23 protein-coding genes are annotated in these 20,836 nt (G+C 33.6%); 7 read left to right on the top strand and 16 right to left on the bottom strand.

Annotation, left to right across the window (positions count from 1 at the left end; all coding sequences use genetic code 11):
- Window positions 1-76: 76 nt before the first annotated feature.
- Window positions 77-298 carry a WYL domain-containing protein gene (locus NX902_RS11715; RefSeq protein WP_095328480.1) on the bottom strand — a complete coding sequence of 74 codons (222 nt, stop codon included), beginning with the start codon at window positions 296-298 and terminating at the stop codon, window positions 77-79.
- Between the two features lie 201 nt (window positions 299-499).
- Here NX902_RS11715 and NX902_RS11710 point away from each other — a divergent pair, with 201 nt between their 5' ends.
- A complete protein-coding gene (locus NX902_RS11710; protein WP_123257626.1) occupies window positions 500-1,051 on the top strand; it encodes a ferritin family protein in 552 nt (183 codons plus the stop codon).
- Between the two features lie 79 nt (window positions 1,052-1,130).
- Here NX902_RS11710 and NX902_RS11705 read toward each other — a convergent pair whose 3' ends face one another.
- Window positions 1,131-1,358: a hypothetical protein gene (locus tag NX902_RS11705; RefSeq protein ID WP_095328479.1), complete on the bottom strand. Its 228-nt coding sequence runs from the start codon at window positions 1,356-1,358 to the stop codon at window positions 1,131-1,133.
- A 365-nt stretch (window positions 1,359-1,723) separates the two neighbouring features.
- Between NX902_RS11705 and NX902_RS11700 the strand changes: the two genes are divergently transcribed.
- Window positions 1,724-2,314, top strand: a complete 591-nt coding sequence (locus NX902_RS11700; protein WP_095328478.1) for a hypothetical protein — start codon at window positions 1,724-1,726, stop codon at window positions 2,312-2,314.
- 99 nt (window positions 2,315-2,413) lie between these two features.
- On the opposite strand, the gene NX902_RS11695 is transcribed toward NX902_RS11700, so the two are convergent.
- Entirely contained in the window at window positions 2,414-2,554 is a 141-nt protein-coding gene (locus NX902_RS11695; RefSeq protein WP_163188593.1) for a hypothetical protein, read from the bottom strand.
- A gap of 263 nt (window positions 2,555-2,817) precedes the next feature.
- On the opposite strand from NX902_RS11695, the gene NX902_RS11690 reads away from it, so the two are divergent.
- Complete coding sequence (locus tag NX902_RS11690; RefSeq protein WP_172860331.1) at window positions 2,818-3,012, top strand: hypothetical protein; 195 nt, start codon at window positions 2,818-2,820, stop codon at window positions 3,010-3,012.
- Between the two features lie 151 nt (window positions 3,013-3,163).
- The gene (locus NX902_RS11685) at window positions 3,164-3,694 is read left to right on the top strand and encodes a GNAT family N-acetyltransferase (RefSeq protein ID WP_095328477.1); all 531 of its coding nucleotides are present in this window, start codon (window positions 3,164-3,166) and stop codon (window positions 3,692-3,694) included.
- Between the two features lie 147 nt (window positions 3,695-3,841).
- On the opposite strand, the gene NX902_RS11680 is transcribed toward NX902_RS11685, so the two are convergent.
- From NX902_RS11680 to NX902_RS11665, 4 genes are all read right to left on the bottom strand, one after another.
- Window positions 3,842-4,453, bottom strand: a complete 612-nt coding sequence (locus tag NX902_RS11680; RefSeq protein ID WP_171509605.1) for an undecaprenyl-diphosphatase — start codon at window positions 4,451-4,453, stop codon at window positions 3,842-3,844.
- Window positions 4,454-4,753: 300 nt separating this feature from the next.
- Entirely contained in the window at window positions 4,754-5,473 is a 720-nt protein-coding gene (gene istB, locus NX902_RS11675; RefSeq protein ID WP_036179323.1) for an IS21-like element helper ATPase IstB, read from the bottom strand.
- Window positions 5,470-6,975, bottom strand: coding sequence for an IS21 family transposase (istA, locus tag NX902_RS11670; protein WP_171509407.1), 1,506 nt, complete (start codon window positions 6,973-6,975; stop codon window positions 5,470-5,472). Before istA ends, istB begins: the two co-directional genes overlap by 4 nt.
- A gap of 397 nt (window positions 6,976-7,372) precedes the next feature.
- Window positions 7,373-7,528 (bottom strand): hypothetical protein, encoded by a 156-nt coding sequence (locus tag NX902_RS11665; protein ID WP_161798419.1) that lies wholly within the window; start codon window positions 7,526-7,528, stop codon window positions 7,373-7,375.
- 1,110 nt (window positions 7,529-8,638) lie between these two features.
- Here NX902_RS11665 and NX902_RS11660 point away from each other — a divergent pair.
- Together NX902_RS11660 and NX902_RS11655 are read left to right on the top strand one after the other, a co-directional pair.
- Window positions 8,639-9,283 carry a ferritin family protein gene (locus tag NX902_RS11660; protein ID WP_341160737.1) on the top strand — a complete coding sequence of 215 codons (645 nt, stop codon included), beginning with the start codon at window positions 8,639-8,641 and terminating at the stop codon, window positions 9,281-9,283.
- A 208-nt stretch (window positions 9,284-9,491) separates the two neighbouring features.
- Window positions 9,492-9,659 (top strand): IS3 family transposase, encoded by a 168-nt coding sequence (locus NX902_RS11655; protein WP_141231315.1) that lies wholly within the window; start codon window positions 9,492-9,494, stop codon window positions 9,657-9,659.
- Window positions 9,660-9,718: 59 nt separating this feature from the next.
- Here the strand turns inward: NX902_RS11655 and NX902_RS11650 are convergent, their stop codons facing one another.
- Window positions 9,719-10,690, bottom strand: a complete 972-nt coding sequence (locus tag NX902_RS11650; protein WP_163188478.1) for an NPCBM/NEW2 domain-containing protein — start codon at window positions 10,688-10,690, stop codon at window positions 9,719-9,721.
- Between the two features lie 533 nt (window positions 10,691-11,223).
- Here NX902_RS11650 and NX902_RS11645 point away from each other — a divergent pair.
- On the top strand, window positions 11,224-11,448 hold the full coding sequence (locus NX902_RS11645; protein WP_235850190.1) for a tyrosine-type recombinase/integrase: 225 nt from the start codon (window positions 11,224-11,226) through the stop codon (window positions 11,446-11,448).
- 104 nt (window positions 11,449-11,552) lie between these two features.
- Here NX902_RS11645 and glnA read toward each other — a convergent pair whose 3' ends face one another.
- The 8 genes from glnA to NX902_RS11605 all read right to left on the bottom strand — a co-directional run bounded on the left by glnA (window position 11,553) and on the right by NX902_RS11605 (window position 20,828).
- The gene (gene glnA, locus NX902_RS11640; protein WP_123257618.1) at window positions 11,553-12,890 is read right to left on the bottom strand and encodes a type I glutamate--ammonia ligase; all 1,338 of its coding nucleotides are present in this window, start codon (window positions 12,888-12,890) and stop codon (window positions 11,553-11,555) included.
- A gap of 33 nt (window positions 12,891-12,923) precedes the next feature.
- Window positions 12,924-13,343 carry a MerR family transcriptional regulator gene (locus NX902_RS11635; protein ID WP_016204997.1) on the bottom strand — a complete coding sequence of 140 codons (420 nt, stop codon included), beginning with the start codon at window positions 13,341-13,343 and terminating at the stop codon, window positions 12,924-12,926.
- A gap of 111 nt (window positions 13,344-13,454) precedes the next feature.
- A complete protein-coding gene (locus tag NX902_RS11630; RefSeq protein WP_341160736.1) occupies window positions 13,455-14,723 on the bottom strand; it encodes a methionine gamma-lyase family protein in 1,269 nt (422 codons plus the stop codon).
- On the bottom strand, window positions 14,724-16,019 hold the full coding sequence (gene hflX / locus NX902_RS11625; RefSeq protein WP_095328469.1) for a GTPase HflX: 1,296 nt from the start codon (window positions 16,017-16,019) through the stop codon (window positions 14,724-14,726).
- A 156-nt stretch (window positions 16,020-16,175) separates the two neighbouring features.
- Window positions 16,176-17,129, bottom strand: coding sequence for a stage V sporulation protein K (spoVK, locus tag NX902_RS11620; protein ID WP_095328468.1), 954 nt, complete (start codon window positions 17,127-17,129; stop codon window positions 16,176-16,178).
- A 564-nt stretch (window positions 17,130-17,693) separates the two neighbouring features.
- Complete coding sequence (gene hfq / locus NX902_RS11615; RefSeq protein ID WP_163188482.1) at window positions 17,694-17,933, bottom strand: RNA chaperone Hfq; 240 nt, start codon at window positions 17,931-17,933, stop codon at window positions 17,694-17,696.
- 27 nt (window positions 17,934-17,960) lie between these two features.
- Window positions 17,961-18,923 (bottom strand): tRNA (adenosine(37)-N6)-dimethylallyltransferase MiaA, encoded by a 963-nt coding sequence (gene miaA / locus NX902_RS11610; RefSeq protein ID WP_217279891.1) that lies wholly within the window; start codon window positions 18,921-18,923, stop codon window positions 17,961-17,963.
- Window positions 18,924-19,364: 441 nt separating this feature from the next.
- Entirely contained in the window at window positions 19,365-20,828 is a 1,464-nt protein-coding gene (locus NX902_RS11605) for a sigma-70 region 4 domain-containing protein (protein ID WP_341122865.1), read from the bottom strand.
- Window positions 20,829-20,836 lie beyond the last annotated feature (8 nt).

Below are 20,836 nucleotides of genomic sequence, written 5' to 3'. Positions count from 1 at the left end.
TGGCTCCCATTCATCTGCAACAACATTCAATCTTATCTGTTCAAAAATAAAAAGCTATCTCCTCAGGAAAAAGCTTCTAAGCATACAATGGATGTCTCTTTTTTACAAAGGAGGCTGCTAAGATGGAACCCAACTTGAAAATGCGTGGCTGCTTCTTTTTTAGACAATAGGCCATTATGTATATGTCTGTGACTCCATACACCAGTATTGTACGCTGGGAGACAGTATTATCCTTTTTTACATAGATAATCTCAATTGGTCTTTTTTCTTTCCATGCTTTTTCTAATTGCTTTACCATCGTTAACTCCTCCTTCTTTTTCATTATACAAGAACATTCGTTCTTATTCAAGTCATTTGCGAACTAATGTTCTATCCTAAAAACTTTTTACTCTTTCGGGGAGATTTTTTTATCTTTGCTGTTAGACACCCATTTTAATAAAGACAACCAACTTTCCACAGAACTAAGAATAAGATAAAGCAAAAACAAAGGAGTTTTAAGATGAACCTAGCTATACCGCATAGGCTCGAAGGATATCCATTTTCCTCTCATAGCCAATGGAGCCAACTATCCAATTCTCCTCATCAAAAATATTTTACACCTTTTAATCTACCATCATATTCCTACAGTCTTTATAGGCAACCTAATCAAACTTCTATCCGAAAGAACCATTTACTTTCACAAATTACAAAAGCAATTAATGGAGAATATGCAGCCATTTCTTGTTATCATACCCTAAAAAATATCGCTCCTTCGAAAAAGGAACAAACAGTCATAACAGAAATTCGAAAAGATGAAATTAGACATTATAATACTTTTTCCAATTTATATACTCAATTAACAGGAAAAAAACACACACCAATAATGAAAGAAAAATGTCCAACTAATTATCGAAAAGGAATCGATGCTGCCTTTCTTGATGAACAAGAGACTGTCGATATGTATTTAGAAATCGCCTATAATACAACGAACCATCAAGTAAAAGAAGCTTTTTTAAGAGCCGCGCATGATGAGCAAAATCATGCCGTTTGGTTTTTATATTTTATGAAATAAAAGAGGTTAATCTATAATTAATAAGCTCCCCGGAGAAGTTATTCTTCAGTCATAGGGAGCTATCTTTCTTAAATTCAGCTTATTTTCCAATATAATGTAAGACAGTCGGAATACTAAATGAGAACAAAACAACTAAGCTAAAGAGTGTGCCGATTAACAAATAGCTATTTGTAAACTTCCCAGACAAAGTAAACCCTTTCAATTTTGAAAATAGGACAACTATAAAAAAAATTAAGATAGGTAAAAACGAAAATATAAATGCTACTAATAACGCGGCAAGCAATTGAAAAAACACTAATCCACTCATATTAGTAAAATGGCACCTCCACTTTTTCTATGATTACACTCGTACTATATGATAGATATAACGATTTATTACTGTTTTTCATGAGAACTTGACAAAGAAAAAAATAATCGTTTCTCTTTTTGTATGAATCCGTTTACATATATAATTTCTTATTTCTTCCTCTTTACTTATTATCTATCTAACTTATTATACCATTTAACTAAACGAATTTTCTGATACGTAATCGTTTTTTTTTTAAATGATGGATTACTAAACTCCTATTAACTCCTATTAACAGGTTTGTCTATAGTCTGAAATAATTATTATCATTTAGTTGTCATGAGACTACCTGTAATTAAAATAGCTTTAATTAGGAGGTGTTTCCATTGATTAAATTATTTAGAAAACGATGGATGCTCTTTGATCAAATAGTGAAGACTTATAAACCTTTTGTTACAGTTGATTATGGTGTCATATCTGTATCTCCAAATGACATCATCGGCCTTTCTACACCAGTTAATCAAGTAAAGAACAGCGATAAAATGAAAGAACTTCGAAATTCACTTGAACAAAAGGGCTGGCATGATGAATGTCCCGTCGATTTACATTTATATAGGCTTCCTAATGGGAAATATACAGTTGCAACAGACGGGAATCACCGTACCTATTTAGCAAATCAACTGGAGATACCAAAAATAAAAGCAATGGTTTCGCTCCTTATTCCAGAAACCTATATCCCGGAAAATATCAAAGCAAAAATCGAGGAATATGAACAGAAGGAAAAAACATACCGTTTCGAAGCAGAAAAGCTTAGTAAATCATTGCAAAGTCTTGGAGAAAAACGCAAAAAAGCTAAAGACGAATTCGCTTATAAAAACTTTTGTAAACTAATAGATGATATGTATAGTAAACGACAATATATGCTTCTTGGATTTGCCCGTTTTTTAAATTTTGTACCAAATGAAACAGCGGACTAATCCGCTGCTTTAGTGATTACTTCTCATCGTTACTCTTCTAGGCATGCATGGGAAAGGCTATAAATAGATCATATTTATAGCCTTCTTAAACCATTATAATTATGCTTTTACAGGAAGATGATGATGATCATGATGATGTTTCCCTTTGTGCTCTTTACCAATAGTAATACTATATTCTGCATTAAAAGGAATATTTAAAATAGTAACAGTTAAATCAAAACCGAAAATTGTAAATGGCATAAATTTCACCCCTTTATTAAAAGAATACCTCCAAGCAATCAAAGGATTTATTAATTGCTTGTCCTTTCCATATATAGTATGAAAATGGTGAAACAAATGATTGTGCCATTAATAATTTTTCTATAAAGAAAACCATAAAAAATAAGAAAGCAGCAGTACTGCCTTTGTTTAAATATAGATTTCTTAATTTTCCCTATAGTTAGTTTATATTGCTCAAATTCAGGTAAATATACATTAATTAACAATCAAAGGAGATTGCAACGGTGGATTCATTAAGAAAATTAAGTAATGATCACTTAATGACTGCATACTTTTCTGCAGTTAAACTCAAATTATCAAAAAGACGAATGGTACTTACTTTAAAAAGAAGTATCATTTTTTATTATCAGCTGTTAATCATGTCATCCCCCCTCATTAACCTCTTACCATTTTCCAATACTATTGGACTTCTTTCATAAATATAGTGGTTGTTAATCGCATTTTGGTTAGTTTTATTTCTTTCTCATAACAGTCTTGTTATAATAAAAAAAGATCAATACGAAGGGACTGAATTATGCACAGATATCAATATATAACCCCAAACTAAACTTATAAAATGGAGGGAAAATATTGATTACAGAATTACACACTACAAGACTATTATTAAGAAAAATGAGAGACTCAGATTCAACTAGTTTATTTCCGATTTGGTCGGATCCAGAAGTGACAAAATTTATGAATATCGACAGTTTCACAGAGGAAAGTCAAGCTAAAGAAATGATTTTTTTCTTAGATGAGCTAGCAAAGGAAGATAAAGCCATTCGCTACGCCATCATTGAGCGGGAATCGAACCAAATTATCGGTTCTTGTGGCTTTAATTTTATTGATTTTGACAATGCGAAAGCGGAAATAGGATATGAATTAAGCAAACTCCATTGGGGACAAGGATATGCAAAAGAAGCAATTTCATGCTTAATTCAATCTGCTTTTACTGATTTAAACCTAAATAGGATTGAAGCTAAAATCGAACCTGATAACTTTAATTCAATCAGACTTATAGAAAAGTTATCTTTTACTTACGAAGGAACTTTAAGAAAAGCGGAAAAGGCTAAGAATCGTTTTATTGATCTCAAATTGTATTCACTTTTAGCTTCAGATTAGATTTTTATTAATCAAATTCCTTCAAAAGCGGAGTGATTTATCATACGCTGCTTTTGAAGGATTATTCACGCTTCGTTTATCCCAGTAAGCAAAGCCGCTTAGAAGGAGGCTTGCATTATTTTTTCATACTATTATTGTAAACAACTGTTATATATCCTTTGAACCTTTATTTTTTGAAAAAACTTTTCTAGTAAGACGTTGTTCCAAATCCTCATAATAGGCTAAAAATTGATTAGTCAACTTTAATTTTGGTAAAATCAAATATACTAAAATGGATGACATAGTCGCAATGAATGCCCCAACGAAAACATCCATTGGATAATGTACTCCAACCCATATACGCGATATCCCAACAATAAGTGCAAGAATAACCCAAAACAACCAAATCCCTCTTTTAAACAAATAAAAGGATAGACAAATGGAAAAAAATAAAATTGTATGATCGCTTGGAAAAGAATTATCCACAGTCTTTTCAATCAATTTATTTACATTTAACAACTCTTCAAAAGGTTGATAATTTGAATGCAGTATTCCAGCTATTTTCCCTCCAATTTCTGCAAATAGGAAACTAACCATGGCACATAATACCATCATCCTATTTTTCTTCTTGCTACTGAACCAGAGCAGCAAAGTTGCAATAGCTAAGAAATAAACCATATACTCGGCAATAAGTATCATTGGTATATTCAAAAAGGTGTATTGCTTTCCTAAATCATTAATGTACCTAAATAAGTGAATATTAACCTCTGAAAAAATCATAAATATCTAAATCCTCTCTTTTGATATACTATGACTTTTAATTTAAAGTAAAATACGATTTTTCTCCTTCCAAATAGATAACATTTTTCTTTATACACGAACAGTACTGTAATTTTAATGTGACAATAATGTTTGATTTATAGCTGGATTATTCAAAAGAGAGTAAACAAAGGATGTTATTTTCCAGCTGCAGCTTGATCTTTTTCCTCCTTTGAATGAAACACAGCAAGTATTACTGTATTTGGCAAGCAAAAAATGCATAAAACGGCAATCAAAAATGTAACCACTTGCCAACGAAATTTAATTCTGAATAATTGACTCCTTATAACGATAACTATCGCCTTTAAATACAATCAAATGCGAATGATGGATGAGTCGATCAATTACTGCCTCCGTTAATATTGGATCCCCAAAAACGTGATTCCATTGACCGAATTGAAGGTTTGTCGTGATTATGATGCTTTTGGTTTCATAACACATCGAAATAACCTGAAACAATAATTCAGCCCCTTGTTTGTGAAGAGGAATGTAACCTAACTCATCCAAAATCAAAAGATCCAATTTCTCTATTTGCTTAAAAAGCTTATTGAGATTACCTTTTTCATTTGCTTCTAATAATCGATTAACTAATGATGCCGCTGTATAGAATTTAACAGCTTTGCCATACCTTTGTATGGCATTCAATCCAATTAACGTAGCTAAATAGGTTTTACCTGCACCTACACCCCCATAGAAAATTAGATTTTCTTGCTGCTCCATGAATACTCCATTTAATAGGTCTTCACTACTTAGTCCTGCTGTTAGGACAATGTCCTTCCAATCAAAAGGTTTCCCATTGACTTTAGGTAAGCTTGCTTGTGTAAGTAAAAGATTTGTTTTTCGTTCTTCTCGTTGCTCAATTTCTTTTTCAAAAAGCTTCAGTAAATACTCTTCATTTGATGTGGCTTCTATCTCTTGATAATGTTCTCTAATCCAACTTAATTTCAATCGTTTAGCGAATTCTTGAATCTGCGTACTCAATTTATTTCAGCTCCTTTTAGAAGCTGATTATAATGCTGTAGACCTCTAGTAGCCTCCGGCATAATAGGCAATGACTTTTGGAGATGTACTTCTTCGCGTATCCCTCGACCATTAATTAGTTGGTAGAATACTTGTTTAATTGATTCAACCGAAGGATGACCATGCTCTGATGCAATCTTCAGCGCTTCAGTAATTTTACTAAAATCATAATCTTTCATCACTGTACCTAATAACTTCAGGGCTTCTGATTTTTCAGAGGAAGTACATGAATTAAAATATGTTTGCCATTCTTGTGGTAACTGCTCATAGAAACTAGTATATTTAAGTGCCATAGGACGTTTGGCCATTAGATTTAAGTATGGCTGCCAATTAATCGATTTTCTATATTGACCATAGAGTCGAGGATGGCTAACGACTAGTTGATAATCATCTGTAAGAATATCAATTGAATTATATGAAATACGAATTAGAACCTTATTTAAAGCGTATCTTGGTGAAGTAGAATATAGATTTTTTTCTACTTTAATATAACCGTACTTATCGGCTTTCACTGTTTCGTATCTGATGCATTGGTATTCCTTACTTGGTAAAACCAAAAAGGCTTTCCGATCCTCTTCAAACAGCTGGGATATGAAAGATTCCTTTTCATAATGTTTTCTCTCACGATCTTTCTCAGCTTTTTCCCACAACGTCTTATTAAGTTCGTCTAAATTCAGTACGTGGAGACCAGGCAATAAATAATTGTTTCTCACATATTTCACCATTGCTTCCACATGACCCTTTTCATTCCCACTATTAGGATTACAAAATTCACTTTCGAACCCATAGTGTAGAACGAAGTTCTGAAATTCCTCTGTTAACTGCCGTTCGCCATTTGGCAATACCTTCTTTACGGCAGCTGAAAGATTATCGAATCTAATTGTTCTTGGAACACCACCCATATGGTGAAAAATACGCTTTAATCCTTCTAAAAAACACTCTTTGTTTTGAGCGGGGAATACCTGAAAATAAAATGAATTACTATATGGATAAGAAAGAACCAGATAGGGTAGAGTTATCTGTTCCCCTTGATATTTAAACGGAGCTTCTCCAAAATCCACTTGAGCTGACCCAGGTTTGCTCTCTAGTGATAACGCTGCTTGATTCGCTTCATTTAATAGTTCTTTTTTTCGATGGGATATGTAGTTTCTTACTGTTCGATCAGAACCCTTAAAATCAAACTCCTCTTTTAATTGCTCCCAAATTCTCTTTGCAGTTCTACGGAATTTTCTCTTTTGTTTAAAATCTTCTATTAACCATTCATCTACTATATGTTTAATAGGATCCATCACTGGAGATGGTCTGTCTTGTTTGATATTTTCTACAGGACTAAAATCATCCTGTTCTGCATACTTCTTAACAGTTCTACGATCTCTTCCTATTCTTTGTGCAATCTCCGAATAGTTACTGTCTTTTATGTTTACCTCATGTCTGATATAATTAATTTCGGCCACTGCCAACATCTCCTTAATACCTCCTGCGCTTGTTTGTCCCAACAGGAAGTGTATGTGTATTTTGGAATGTTGACAAGTGGTTTTTTAATTTGTGCAGGGCCTACGGCCCTATTGCACAAATTTAATGCCATACCCTACATTTTTATGATGCCATAAACAAGTATTACATATAATAAAAAAGACTTGATTACAAAAATACCAAGTCATAAAGGATCGAATATAAGCATATGGACACCAAAGCGATCTGTCTCATGAGAAGACAAACAGAAAAACTACATATTTTTATTGATGACTGAAATTGTACCTAAATCTACATGGAGGAACTGCAATAATGTAGAAAGTGGTATAAAATCCTCTTTGGAGTTTCTTTGCATGTAAAAAGCATCCACTGGATGCTTTTTATACTTTAAATCCTATTTACTATTTCTGAATATTTTTTAAATAATTCTTCAATTTCTTCTGGCCTTACATCATCTCCAAAAAAATCTGCCTGTTTCACATGTAAGGCTATTAACTCCATAATCATATCGTACTTATTTCTTCCAGTAGTTTTTAACTCCATCTTTGCACCTCCCTCCCTTTCATTATTAAAGAAAAGAAATTAATGGACAATCTATATATTTCGTCATTTTTCGACATAAATCTTCTTACCTATTTTTTAAGGTTAATTCCAAAAGGTGATCGCAATTAATGGGGAAGCTGCAGTATGTTACGATTAAAAAGGTAGTGGGGAATTGATACGATTTCTTGTATAAAACAATTATATATGCATTTCACATTTTTATTTTTCTTTGCCACCTCATTTGGTTATCTTATGTAATACTGGGAAAGTAGCTGTCTTTGTATACTCTAATCTTTTTTTATGTTAGGGTAAAGCTATCATTAATCTAAATTTCATATATCAATTATTTAATTAAGTAAATGAAATTATTTTTTTGAAATAAAAAACAAAGGATGATTTGTTGAATAAAATTATAACGTTCGGCCAAAAGGTAATATACAACGGCAGAATTCACTTTTGCTTTTCAGATTTTGAAGAAAATGGGCTCATAGAAATAATTGATCCAAAAACGAAATCAATTTTCTTAACTCAACTTGAATGTCTTATATATAGGGTAAAATAAGCTATCCATTTAACTTGATTGTTTTTTCATGCTCTTACACTTCCTTTTCCTTGCTAACATTTTTCAAAAGTACTGTTTCCCTTGCCTTATTTCTAATATTAATGTTTAGAATCTTGGCTTGTTGTATTTCCTGCTACTTCTTTTACAATCAGCATCATCATACAAATTATTAGATATAGGAAAAATAAAGAAGTCTTATATGGATAAGAGAATACTGAATTTCCTAACTGAATCTATTTCACTTATTTTAAATCTCACACAGAAAATGTGCTCCTAAACAAATTCTCCCATTCCCCGTCCTTACTAATAAAATTTATAAATGAACAGTGACAAGTTGAGGTAGTAACCTAACAAGCAAAAGCACTTTCGAAAGATTGCTTACTTATCCAATTCTTTATTTTCTAATAAATTAATACGTTTAAGCTTATTATTCTCATAAATAGCCCCTTCCCGTTCTCCTTCTCTCTTACAAAACCCATTTTATTTTTAGACAAACATTTTCTGGAACTAATTAACATAAGATATCTAAAAGTAAAAGGAGGTAAACTATGTATCCAGAAGTTATTACAGGGCTTGACGGTCCAATATATCACGGCACTACATTTTTTCAAGCTGGTCCTTGGAATCAGCCATTGCATTGCCAGGATAATAAGTGTCATGTTCACTATTCCCACGGAGTTATCAATTTGAAATATCCCCCTTATCATTCAACTACTTATCCTTATCCACAATTTCTAGGATCTTACGTTCCAGGTGTACCAGGTTTTACTACGCTTTTTCATGCTCATTCTAGAAATAATATTTATTCATTCATTGAGAAGGCAATTGATGGTGAGTATTCTGCTATCTCTTGTTACCAACATCTGATTAACCTAGCACCATCAAAAGAAATCAAGGAAAGAATCACGGAAATTAGAAATGATGAAATGCGACACTTCAGAACTTTTTCGAATTTATATACACAATTGACGGGGAAGAACCATCAACCCAAAATGATAGAAAATTGCCCAAAACAGTTTAACGCTGGAATAGACTTTGCATTTAAAGATGAACAAGAGACCGTTGATTTTTACTTAGAAACTGCCTCCAAAACTGATAATCTAAAAATTAAAGAAGCATTTATCAGAGCAGCCCATGATGAACAAAAACATGCAGTTTGGTTTCTTTATTTTTTAAATAAACGCGTAAGCTAGGATAATCACCTAGCTTATTTATTGGATTGGCAAACTATCCTTTTAATTTTCCATCTTAATAAAATTTCGTCTATTCCATCTAAAAAAGCCTTGGTATAAAAATACCAAGGCTTTTATCATTAATACATTTCCATATACTGGTCGCGCTCCCATGGGTGCACTTGGACACGGAACATATACTATCTCATAATAGTGGGCAAAAGTTCATATAAATACAGAAGTTTTACGCTTTCCTTTTTATCTCATAATAGATAATATAAAAGATGTTAAAAGTGAAGTAGATAGAGTAATCGTGGAATATAACCATTATCGTTATCCATGGGGATTAAATAAAATGACCCCGGTACAATACCGGGACCATCTAATTGCTGCTTAGCACTTTTTTAAACTGTCCGTAAAATGGGGCACAGTTCAATCAAGAACGCTTTTATATTTTTATTTTAGTTTCATATTAGCCAAAACAAAATAATTGTCATACCAAACTGCCTTACTATCTGTTTTAATTTCAAGCTTTTTAACACCTTTAACGGATATAGACATATTAATTGGTAAGTCACCCGCATTAAAGTTATACTCTTTGATTAATTTACCATCACCATAAAATGCAATATGGCCAGGAATTTGACCACCATCTTGTAAACCTAGCATACCAGAAATAGATGAGTACTTCCCTTGAAGGTTAAAGTCATATACGTTGCTCTCGTTATCGTTTGCAACATAGAATGCATAACCTTTGGAATATTTATTTCCTCCTGTTTTTAAAGCCCAATCTTCATTGGTATATGAGCTACCAGTTTGATGATATGGTTCCTCAAAGACATCAGACATATAAACTCCATTTGTACCTTCACCTAAGTACCAAGTTTTCACTTTACTATTATAAGAAGTACCAACATTATACATTGAACCTAATAGTTGAACAGGAGCGTAAGGTACACCATTGTAGTTAACTAAGACAGGAACCGATTTACTTGATATTGTTGTATTACCGCTTTTTGTATTACCAAGATAACTTAACTTAGCGTCAAGAGGTTGAATTACTTTAGCCTTTAGGCTTTTAATTTCTTTATCACGAGATGCTACCTTATCTTTTTGGCTTTTTATTTCTTTATCTTTACTTGATATAGTTGATTTTAAACTTTTTATTTCTTTATCCTTAGAAGCTACATTACCCTTTTGTTTTTTTATTTCTTTATCTCTGCTGGAAACTTTTGATTTTAAATCCTTTATTTCTTTGTCTTTTGAAGAGACTTGTTTTTTCAACTTGCTATTTTCCGCTTTTAAATCTTTAACTTGCTTTTCTAATGATGACTTTGAAGCTGCATCTACAGTGCTACTAAATGTAACAAATGTACCCAATGTGAGTACAAATGCCATTAGAAACATTAATACTTTTCTGTTTTTCACTAATTCTCCCCCTTTATGTATATATACCTATGACTAAAGTATTATATTATATCCATTCTATAAAATCAACCATATTTTTCTATAAAAATACATATCCTACGCAATCTAAAAAAACCCCCTAAGGAGGAACGCTTCTCTTTGAATATTTTCTTAATGATATAAATTTAATATGTATAAATGCAAACAATTTAAACTTAATAGAAAATAATTGTTTATATTTTTTTAATTTTATTGAAACATTTTTTCATCTTTTCGTATTTATCACTATCTTACATAAAAGGATGGTTAAGAATACTTATGTCATATTTACAATTTAGTGAGGTTTTTATAAAAAATATTCGAGAGCAATTGAATGCAGACTTCTTTGTCTCAAAGGACTTCGTGATAGAAACTAATTATTTTTCACCTAAAGCAAAACATCTTTACATAATTTATAAGTATCAGAAAAATTATGAATTTACGCTACGCTATTTTTTGGGTAATGATTCATTTTCCATCACAATGCAGCCTGGTGATATTATCTTGAAAGCATATTGAGAAGAGCAGAATTACCTCAAATACCGATTCATGCCCTTAGAGATACTCACGCAGTTTTATTATTAGAAGCTGGGGCAACTATAGAATATATACAAAAAAGACTTGGTCATAAAAACTACCAAGTCACTGTAGATACCTATTCACATATATCTAAAAAAATTGAAGAAAATTCTTTATCTAAGTTTGAAAGTCATATGAATAATGTCCTCGGAAAAATTTAATTTCATGGGCGTTTTATGGGTGCTAGTTATTCTGACCAATAACTAACCATTTCCACCCATGAAATAATTTAGCTAAATCCCTTATGAATAAAGGATTTTTCCAATCAATACATTTCCATATACTGGTCGCGCTCCCATGGGTGCACTTGGACACGGAACATATCCCATTCAATCTCTTTAGCTTCTACAAAGTGATCAAAGATATGCTCGCCTAGAGCGTCAATCATTGTTTCATTTTGCTTTAGCTCATCTAATGCTTGCGCTAAAGTTGATGGTAAATCAACAATGCCTTCCGCAATTCTTTCTTCTTTGCTCATGATGTAGATATTTCGATCTACTGGAGCAGGAGGAGTCATTTGGTTTTCGATTCCGTCTAAACCTGCTTTTAATAAAGCTGCCATTGCTAAGTATGGGTTAGCAGCTGGATCTACACTACGTACTTCTACACGAGTACTTAAGCCACGTGAAGCTGGAATACGCATTAGTGGAGAACGATTTCTAGCAGACCATGCAACATAGCAAGGTGCTTCATAACCAGGTACTAGACGCTTATATGAGTTTACAGTCGGGTTAGTAATGGCTGTAAAGCTAGTAGCATGTTTACCGATACCAGCGATAAATTGCAATGCTGTTTCACTTAATTCTAATTCACCTTTTGGATCATAGAAAACATTTTCGCCATTTTTGAATAGAGAAAGGTTGCAGTGCATACCTGAACCATTCACACCAAATAATGGTTTTGGCATAAATGTTGCATGAAGTCCATGCTTGCGAGCAATTGTTTTAACAACTAATTTAAATGTTTGAATTTGATCACAAGCTGTAATTGCATCCGCGTATTTAAAATCAATTTCATGCTGTCCTGGTGCTACTTCATGGTGAGATGCTTCAATTTCAAAGCCCATCTCTTCCAATTCTAACACGATATCACGACGACAGTTTTCTCCTAAGTCTGTTGGTGCTAAATCGAAGTAACCACCATTATCATTAAGTTCTAAAGAAGGTGCGCCTTTTTCATCCAATTTAAATAAGAAAAATTCCGGCTCAGGCCCAAGATTGAAATCCGTGAATCCTAGATCTTCCATCTCTTTCAAGACTCTTTTAAGATTATTACGAGGATCTCCTCCAAATGGTGTTCCATCTGGATTGTAAATATCACAAATCAAACGTGCTACTTTTCCTTTTTCAGCAGTCCATGGGAATACTACCCAAGTGTTTAGATCAGGATATAGGTACATATCTGATTCTTCAATACGTACAAAGCCTTCGATAGAAGAACCATCAAACATCATTTTATTATCCAATGCCTTATCTAACTGACTAATTGGAATTTCCACGTTTTTGATTGTTCCTAGGATATCCGTGAACTGTAAACGGATAAATTTCACATCACTTTCACTTGCAAACCTTTTGATATCTTCTTTAGTGTAATTTTTAGCCACGACTATTCCTCCACTCCCTACTTTTCTTCTTATCTATTTTTGAAAATAACGAGACATGTCTCCTTGTCTCATAGAGGGACGATGAGTATCATTAAAGCGACCTGCATTTAATAATTCTTTACGCAATAATTTACGCAAATCCTCATCCGATAATTCTCTGCGTGCTTTTTCTGCTTCTTTCTTTACTTCATCTGTCAGCACTTGTTTTTCTTGAACAGAGAATATTTGTTTAATTCCAGCAAGGTTTACTCCTTGATCAATTAGATCTTTAATCTCCAATAACTTATCAATATCCGATAATGAAAAAAGTCTTCTATTGCCATCCGATCTTGCTGGAGCCACTAATTCGTGTTCTTCATAGTAACGAATTTGTCGAGCAGACAGCTCTGTTAATTGCATGACAATACTTATTGGAAAAAGAGGCATCGATCGACGAATTTGACTACCAGACATAGCATTCGGCTCCTTTAAATTGATTTAATTCCCCTTCATTATATGATTGGGAAAAAAAGATGTCAACTAATGTTACAATTTCTTCCCAACTGATGTAACAGATTGTTATACTCAAATAGTAATCAGTTTTTGTTCTAATAATTGATTAATGGCAATGCATATAGCAATTTTAACATGCGAGTACGTTAATCCCCCTTGAACATAAGCAACATACGGAGGTCGGATAGGTCCATCTGCTGTTAATTCAATACTTGCACCTTGAATAAAAGTCCCAGCTGCCATAATGACATCATCTTCATATCCTGGCATGTAATTAGGATATGCCGTTACGTGGGAGTTTATCGGCGAAGCATATTGAATGGCTTGGCAAAAAGCAATCATTTTGTCTTTATCATCAAATTGAACAGACTGAATAAGATCCGTTCTTTTTGCATTCCAGCTAGGCGAAGAATTCATCCCCAATTTCTCCAGCATAGCTGCTGTGAAAATTGCTCCTTTTAAGCTTTGACCAACTACATGTGGAGCAAGAAAGAACCCTTGATACATTTCTTGTAAACTGTAAAGTGAAGCCCCTGCCTCCGCCCCAATACCTGGAGACGTCATGCGGTAAGAACAAGCTTTAACGAATTCCTCTTTTCCGACAATGTAGCCGCCTGTTTTAGCGATTCCCCCACCAGGGTTTTTGATTAAAGAACCTGCCATTAAATCAGCACCAACATGACATGGCTCCAAATCTTCGACAAATTCCCCGTAGCAATTATCAACAAATACAACTACATCACTTTTAATTTCTTTAACAAAAGCAATCATTTTTTCTATTTCTTTAATGGAAAAGGAAGGTCTCGTTGCATAGCCCTTTGATCGCTGTATCCCAATCATTTTTGTATTTGCATGGATAGACGCAGCGATTTTTTCATAATCTGGCTGTCCATCTGGAAGTAAATTAACGCTGTTATATCCGATGTTAAACTCTCGCAGCGACCCACTCCCTTCCCCTCGTATCCCAACAATTTCTTCTAATGTATCATACGGTTTGCCTGTAATATATAGAAGTTCATCGCCTGGTCGAAGGATTCCAAATAGCGCCGTACTGATAGCATGTGTTCCTGATATAATTTGTGGTCTCACTAAACCAGCTTCCCCGCCAAACACTTCCGCATAAATACTTTCCAAAGTATCGCGACCAATATCATCATATCCATACCCAGTAGACGGAATAAAATGTGATTCACTTACTTTGTGATTTTGAAAGCTTGCTAAGACACGAAATTGATTGGAATCAATTCTTTTATCGATTGATTGATGTACTTCCTTTATTTGTTCTTCCACTTCCATTACTAATGTTTCTAGCTGTGTTCCATATGTTAACTGTTTATACATTTATTTCTCCCATTCCTCTTTTTCTATCGACTTTTTATAGTTTAAAATAGCATGTTCTTTAAACGCATACCCTTTACACAAATAGTTTTGCGTTTCTTCATCAAAAATTAAGCTGCGCAGGACTGTTTCATTTTTTAGCTGCGACAATAATTTCCCGTTATTACTTTCAACCGTTGTTTCATAATATTCCATGTTTTCCATCATCATTTGTTCAATTGTCTGCTTTAGCTGTTCCCGGTCTTCTTTATCAAAAGCACTGATTAAAATACTTTCTGTTTTGGATGTAGGGACAAATTTTGGATGCACTAAATCCTTTTTATTATAGACCGTTAAATGCGGAATTGCAGGTATTTCCAAATCTTCAAGTAATTTATGTACGGTTTCCTCATGCTGATAATATTCCTCATTGGAACTATCCACAACGTGAAGCAATAAATCAGCTTCTCGGACCTCTTCTAAAGTAGAACGGAAAGCAGCAACTAATGTTGTTGGTAAATCTTGAATAAAGCCTACTGTGTCCGTAATCAGTGCCGAAAATCCGCTTGGCAAAATAATTTTGCGTGTCATTGGATCTAAAGTTGCAAACAAAATATCTTCTTCAAATGAATCTGCTTCCGAAAGGCGATTAAATAGTGTCGATTTACCGGCATTTGTATAGCCGACTAAGGCGATTTGGAATGCTCTGTTTTTCTTTCTTCTCTCTCGATAGCGATCACGATGCTCGACAATCACACTTAATTGCGTTTTAATATCATCAATTCTCCGTCTAATATGCCTTCTATCTGACTCAAGCTTTGTTTCACCAGGACCTCTTGTCCCAATCCCCGCTCCTAGTCTCGATAATTGCAGACCTTGACCGCCTAAACGCGGCAATAAGTATTGTAATTGAGCAAGCTCTACTTGCAGCTTTCCTTCTTTCGATCTTGCTCGCGAAGCGAAAATATCTAAAATAAGCTGTGTACGATCAATAATTCTAGCGTCCAAATTTTTTGATACATTACGCACCTGACTTGGCGATAACTCATCATTAAAAATGATTAAGTCTGCTTCTAACTCCTCTGCAAGCATTTCTAGCTCTTCTACTTTTCCTTTGCCAATATATGTAGAAGGATGAATTCTTTCTCGCATTTGGGTTAGAGTAGCGACAACTTCTCCATTTGCTGTTTTCGTTAAATTCGCAAGTTCTTCCATCGAATATGCAAATCGGGCAGCATCATTTTGTGTCTCGCAGCCGACCAGGATTACTTTTTCTTTTTCTATTTTAGTTTCTTTCAAGTATGTAAACCTTCTTTCCATGTCGAACTTTATCTATTATAGCAAACAAACAATGTTTCTTCTATTTGCTCCTTATAAGGTTACCCAAAATATGTCTTAGTAAAAATGCCTTTTTAGAAAAATACAGAAAAAAGGTTATTCCACGAGAATTACTTCTTGTAGAATAACCTGCTATCCTTATTTTTCATGGGAGTTTAACATTAAATCATTACTTCTAAGAGTCATAAGTTCGTATTTATCATAATTACTTTCTAATAGTAGCCTCATCGCTTGTGCTCTTATCGATTTTTCAATGATATTACGAATATAGCGGCCATTCGAAAAACTTTTTGGATGCTGGACATTTCGTACATATGAAAGATGTTCTTTAAGTTTTTTTTCTGCCTCATGACTTAAAGCATACTCCCTTTCTTTTAACATTCGATCAGCAATTTCCATTAGCTGATCTGTCGTATAATCGGGAAAGTCAATGACAAGCGGGAATCTGGAGTGAAGGCCAGGATTTAATGAGAGAAAAAAATCCATCTCTCTAGAATAGCCTGCTAATATTAGTATAAAATCATGCTGTTTATCTTCCATATGCTTGACTAATGTATCAATTGCTTCTTTCCCGAAATCCTTCTCTCCACCTCGACCTAAAGAATAGGCTTCATCAATAAATAAAATTCCGCCCATTGCTTTTTTCACGAGATCCCTTGTTTTTTGTGCTGTATGTCCGATATATTCACCAACTAAATCAGCACGCTCGGCTTCTATTAAATGCCCTTTTGATAAGACATTCATTTTTTGAAAAAGCTTGCCAATTAACCTCGCAACCGTTGTTTTACCAGTTCCTGGATTCCCTTTAAACATCATATGCAATGCTTGTTTTCCAGTTTTCAGGCCACTTTCTTCTCTTTTTTTATTTACATAAATCCATGCGTATATTTCTTTTATCATTTTTTTCATTTCATCCATGCCAACAAGACTTCCTAATTCCGCTTCAATTTCCCTAAGTGCTTCATGTTCACTCGGAACATTTCTGGGGATTGACTCAGCTTCTGGCTTTTCCTTTGGAAGAACCTTCTTTTTCTGTGAATTGATTACTACGCTGATCTGTCCATTATTCTTCATCCGGATTGGATGCTCCAAAAGCCACACCTCCTCTTAAAACAAAACGCTTTAAACACTTGCCCATCAAAAGCATTATTTATCACTATTTATAAGCCTTTTCATTGATTCATACTGTTTGCTACTATTCCCCATTGTTAATGTATATTCAGAACCTTTACTATTCATTAAACTATTTTAGATTATTTTTTTTAGTGCTTTCGAGGAGACTTCTGGAGAGTCCATTCTATGGAGTAAGTTATTATGCTGAAATAAAGAAATATTTCAAATATTATATTTAAGCAAAAAAGGAGATAAAATGGCTTAGCATATTTTTAACTTCAAACGTTTTTTTACCGAAACAATTAAAGCTGAATTCTTATCCATACTAAATCAGTATAATTTGAACCCAAAAACTGTTATCAGACGACCAATATATTCTTTTTCATACACGAGAAAGGATAAAAAAACAGACTAAACCTATATTTGATTTAGTCTGTTTCTCATTAAGCTATTCCATATTCATTTCCTTGCAAATGCCTATGTATCCCTATCTTTAACTCGATTGAACAATAGGACTTATATTTGCCCTATAATGAGACTATTTTACTGAACTTGCGTGCCTTCTAAATCAATCTGTACATTTTTTTGTGGAACAAACGTAGAAATTGCATGCTTATAAACTAACTGCTGCTTACCTTCTGATTCAAATAATACCGTGAAATTATCGAAACCTTTTATAAATCCACGTATTTGGAATCCGTTTAATAAGAATACCGTTACGTTTGTGCCATCTTTACGTAATTGATTTAAAAACTGATCTTGAATATTAACTGATTGCTTCATGAAAATCCTCCTCTTTTCTCTCTACTATTATGTATTCGATTTAATCTCTAGCATTCCTTCTAAATAAGAAGAAATTTCCTGTATTTTTTTTGTTATGTCATTTGTTTTGACGGTTTCTGTCATATCATACCATTGTACATCCATTTTATTGCGAAACCAAGTTAATTGCCTTTTGGCATATCTTCTTGAATTTTGTTTTAACTCTTCAATCGATTCATGTAAGCTTAGAAGTCCATCGTAATACTTATAGATTTCCTTATAGCCAATTGCTTGAATGGACTGACAGTCTCTTATGCCTTGATGATAAAAATGCTCCACTTCCTCTAACAATCCATTTTCAAGCATTTGATCGACTCTTTTGTTAATTCGCTCATAAAGAATTTCTCTATCCATTGTCAAACCAATTAATGCTGTATCATAGAGTGGCTCTTGCTTCTGCTCTTTTTGGATTTCAGACATTTTTCTTCCCGTGACATGAAAGACCTCGAGTGCTCTTATTACACGTCGTACATTATGGTGATGGATAGCAGCTGCAGCCTCAGGATCTATTTCCTTCAGCCTGTCATGAATTCTTAAGCTTCCTTCTCTCTGCGCCATTTCTTCCAGTTTCATCCGAAACGCCTGATCTGAAGCTGTTTCTTGAAATTGATAATCGTATAAAACCGCTTGAATATACAAACCAGTTCCGCCTACAATAAATGGCAACTTTCCTCTTGCTGTAATCTCTGTTATTTTTTTGCGCACAAGCTCTTGAAATTGGGCGACGGAAAAACTTTCGTCTGGTTCTACAATATCAATTAAATGGTGCGGAACCCCTTGCATTTCTTCTGGAGAGATTTTTGCTGTCGCAATATCCATCCCCTTATATATTTGCATGGAATCTCCACTAATAATTTCTCCGTTGTATTTTTTAGCCAGTTCAATACTAAGATTAGTCTTTCCTACAGCAGTAGGTCCAATTAGCACCACAACTTTTTCTTTAATTGTCAAATGATTCAACTGCCTTTTACTAACATTTAGCCAAAATATATATAAGCTATTATTATTATTTTATCACATTCTTCCGCGCAGTTTAACCTGTAAGCATTATTACCAATCCTTTATGAAATATACGGAATTTTATCAATCAATTTTTATTTTTTCCTTCTCTGCTGAGTAAATGGTTACATTATTCTGTTACTTTCCCTTGTTCGGAAAAATCCCCTAGCCATAGTTTTATCCCTTTTTTCTCCGCTTCTGTAATAACTTGATAAGCTTCTTTCTCTTCCCCCAAGAGTATCTTCCCGATAATATTATTGGACGATGTGTTAATATTATTGGACGATGTAGGATGTATTTTTCTTTTTCAAAAAATCAGTGACAAAGCGAGTGATTTCTTTTACTTGGAGCTTGCCTCGATTTATTCAATAGGACCCCTCCCTAATATTTGTGTTAAATATCGAATTCTACTTCTTTTCTATTATTTCCATATATTTTTATAACATAGGGAGCATGGTTAAAGAGTTTTTGAATGTCTTCATGTTGGAAAAAGAATTGTATAGATCTTTTTAACTCTTTGGCTGTTTCTATGTTTTTCGCCCGATCTTCATCTGTTGTGAAGGCTAATTCAGTATATATATCGAATTTCAATTGCTCGTCTTCATATGTTGGATAGACATCATATACTTTATATTTGTCGCCGCCAAACATATAAGCTTCTAAAAGAGCTGGTACAATATTCCACATTGCTTTTTCCATCTCTACAACTTCTGCATCGACCTTTCCGAATGAGAAGTTCCATTCACTATCAAATTTTGTCATAATATTTTTGATTTCTTCCTTGATCATCGTTTCTTCTTCTTTTGGAATAGACTCAGATAAAAGGATTTCCCTTGATTCGCCAGATGAATCACTTACATAGTTTTGCATATAATAATAGGTATTTGATGTAAGTAATTCGTATATTTCTTGTTCCATTTCCAGCTGTTTATTCTCTGCTGTTTGTTCATCTGTTTGTTCTGCTTCAATCACTTGGTTCATCTCTTCATATCTAATTTCGTAATCCAAGTCCCTTTCCTTTAAATAAGATTCGATGAACATTGTTACCTCTTCTTTATTTTCTAAACTCTCTGCTGTGCTAAATTGGACATATAAAATATTATTTTCCTCTTCTGGATAGGCATAAATATCGGTATAGCCTTTTTGTTGAATCTCCCTTCCTAGCTGAAACACGCCTCCCTCCTTATAAATTTTATATACATCCGGTCCGAGACTGACTCTTGTCTTTCCTAGCGTTTTCTGATTAATGGATCCACCAGCAAATAAAACAACTATCGTAAAGATAAGGAATAGTGCCTTTCGCTTACCTTTAAGGCGAGTTTCTATGTATTGGTTTTTCTTTTCAAAACGGAAAGAATCTAGTAAAAAATTTTTTGCGAGATTTATATCTTTATTTATAGCAGCTTCCACTTGTTCAATGGGAATTAACTTGCCATTATTTGTCCATAGAAGAAGGGCATCATAAATTATTATTTTCGCTTTTCTCTCAGAGATATGTAGATTCCGCGCTATTTTCTTATAAGAAAAGCCGTAATAATACTTTAGTAAAAAAGCAACTCGGGCATTTCCTTCCAGCAAACCTATTCGATTTAATAGTGTGCTAAAATCCAAAAATTTATCATTACATTCATTATTTCGACTAAATTTAATATATTTCTTGATTACTGGTTTTGCCCATAAACGCTCAAAATGGCGATAGGACCACTTATCCTTTACTTGATCTACCGCCATATTTAACAATTGTTCTGCTGTTACTCTATCTCCAGTTAATAAAAATGCTAGAAGATACCATTCATTTATATAGGCTTGTATTTGTTTCTTCCATTGTCTATGACGTCTATTCAGCGTATATTCCACCTTTCGCC

Origin of the sequence: Niallia sp. FSL W8-0954, assembly GCF_038005605.1 — a bacterium.
Lineage (GTDB): Bacteria > Bacillota > Bacilli > Bacillales > Cytobacillaceae > Niallia > Niallia circulans_A.
This window is presented reverse-complemented; position numbering and strand designations above follow the sequence as displayed.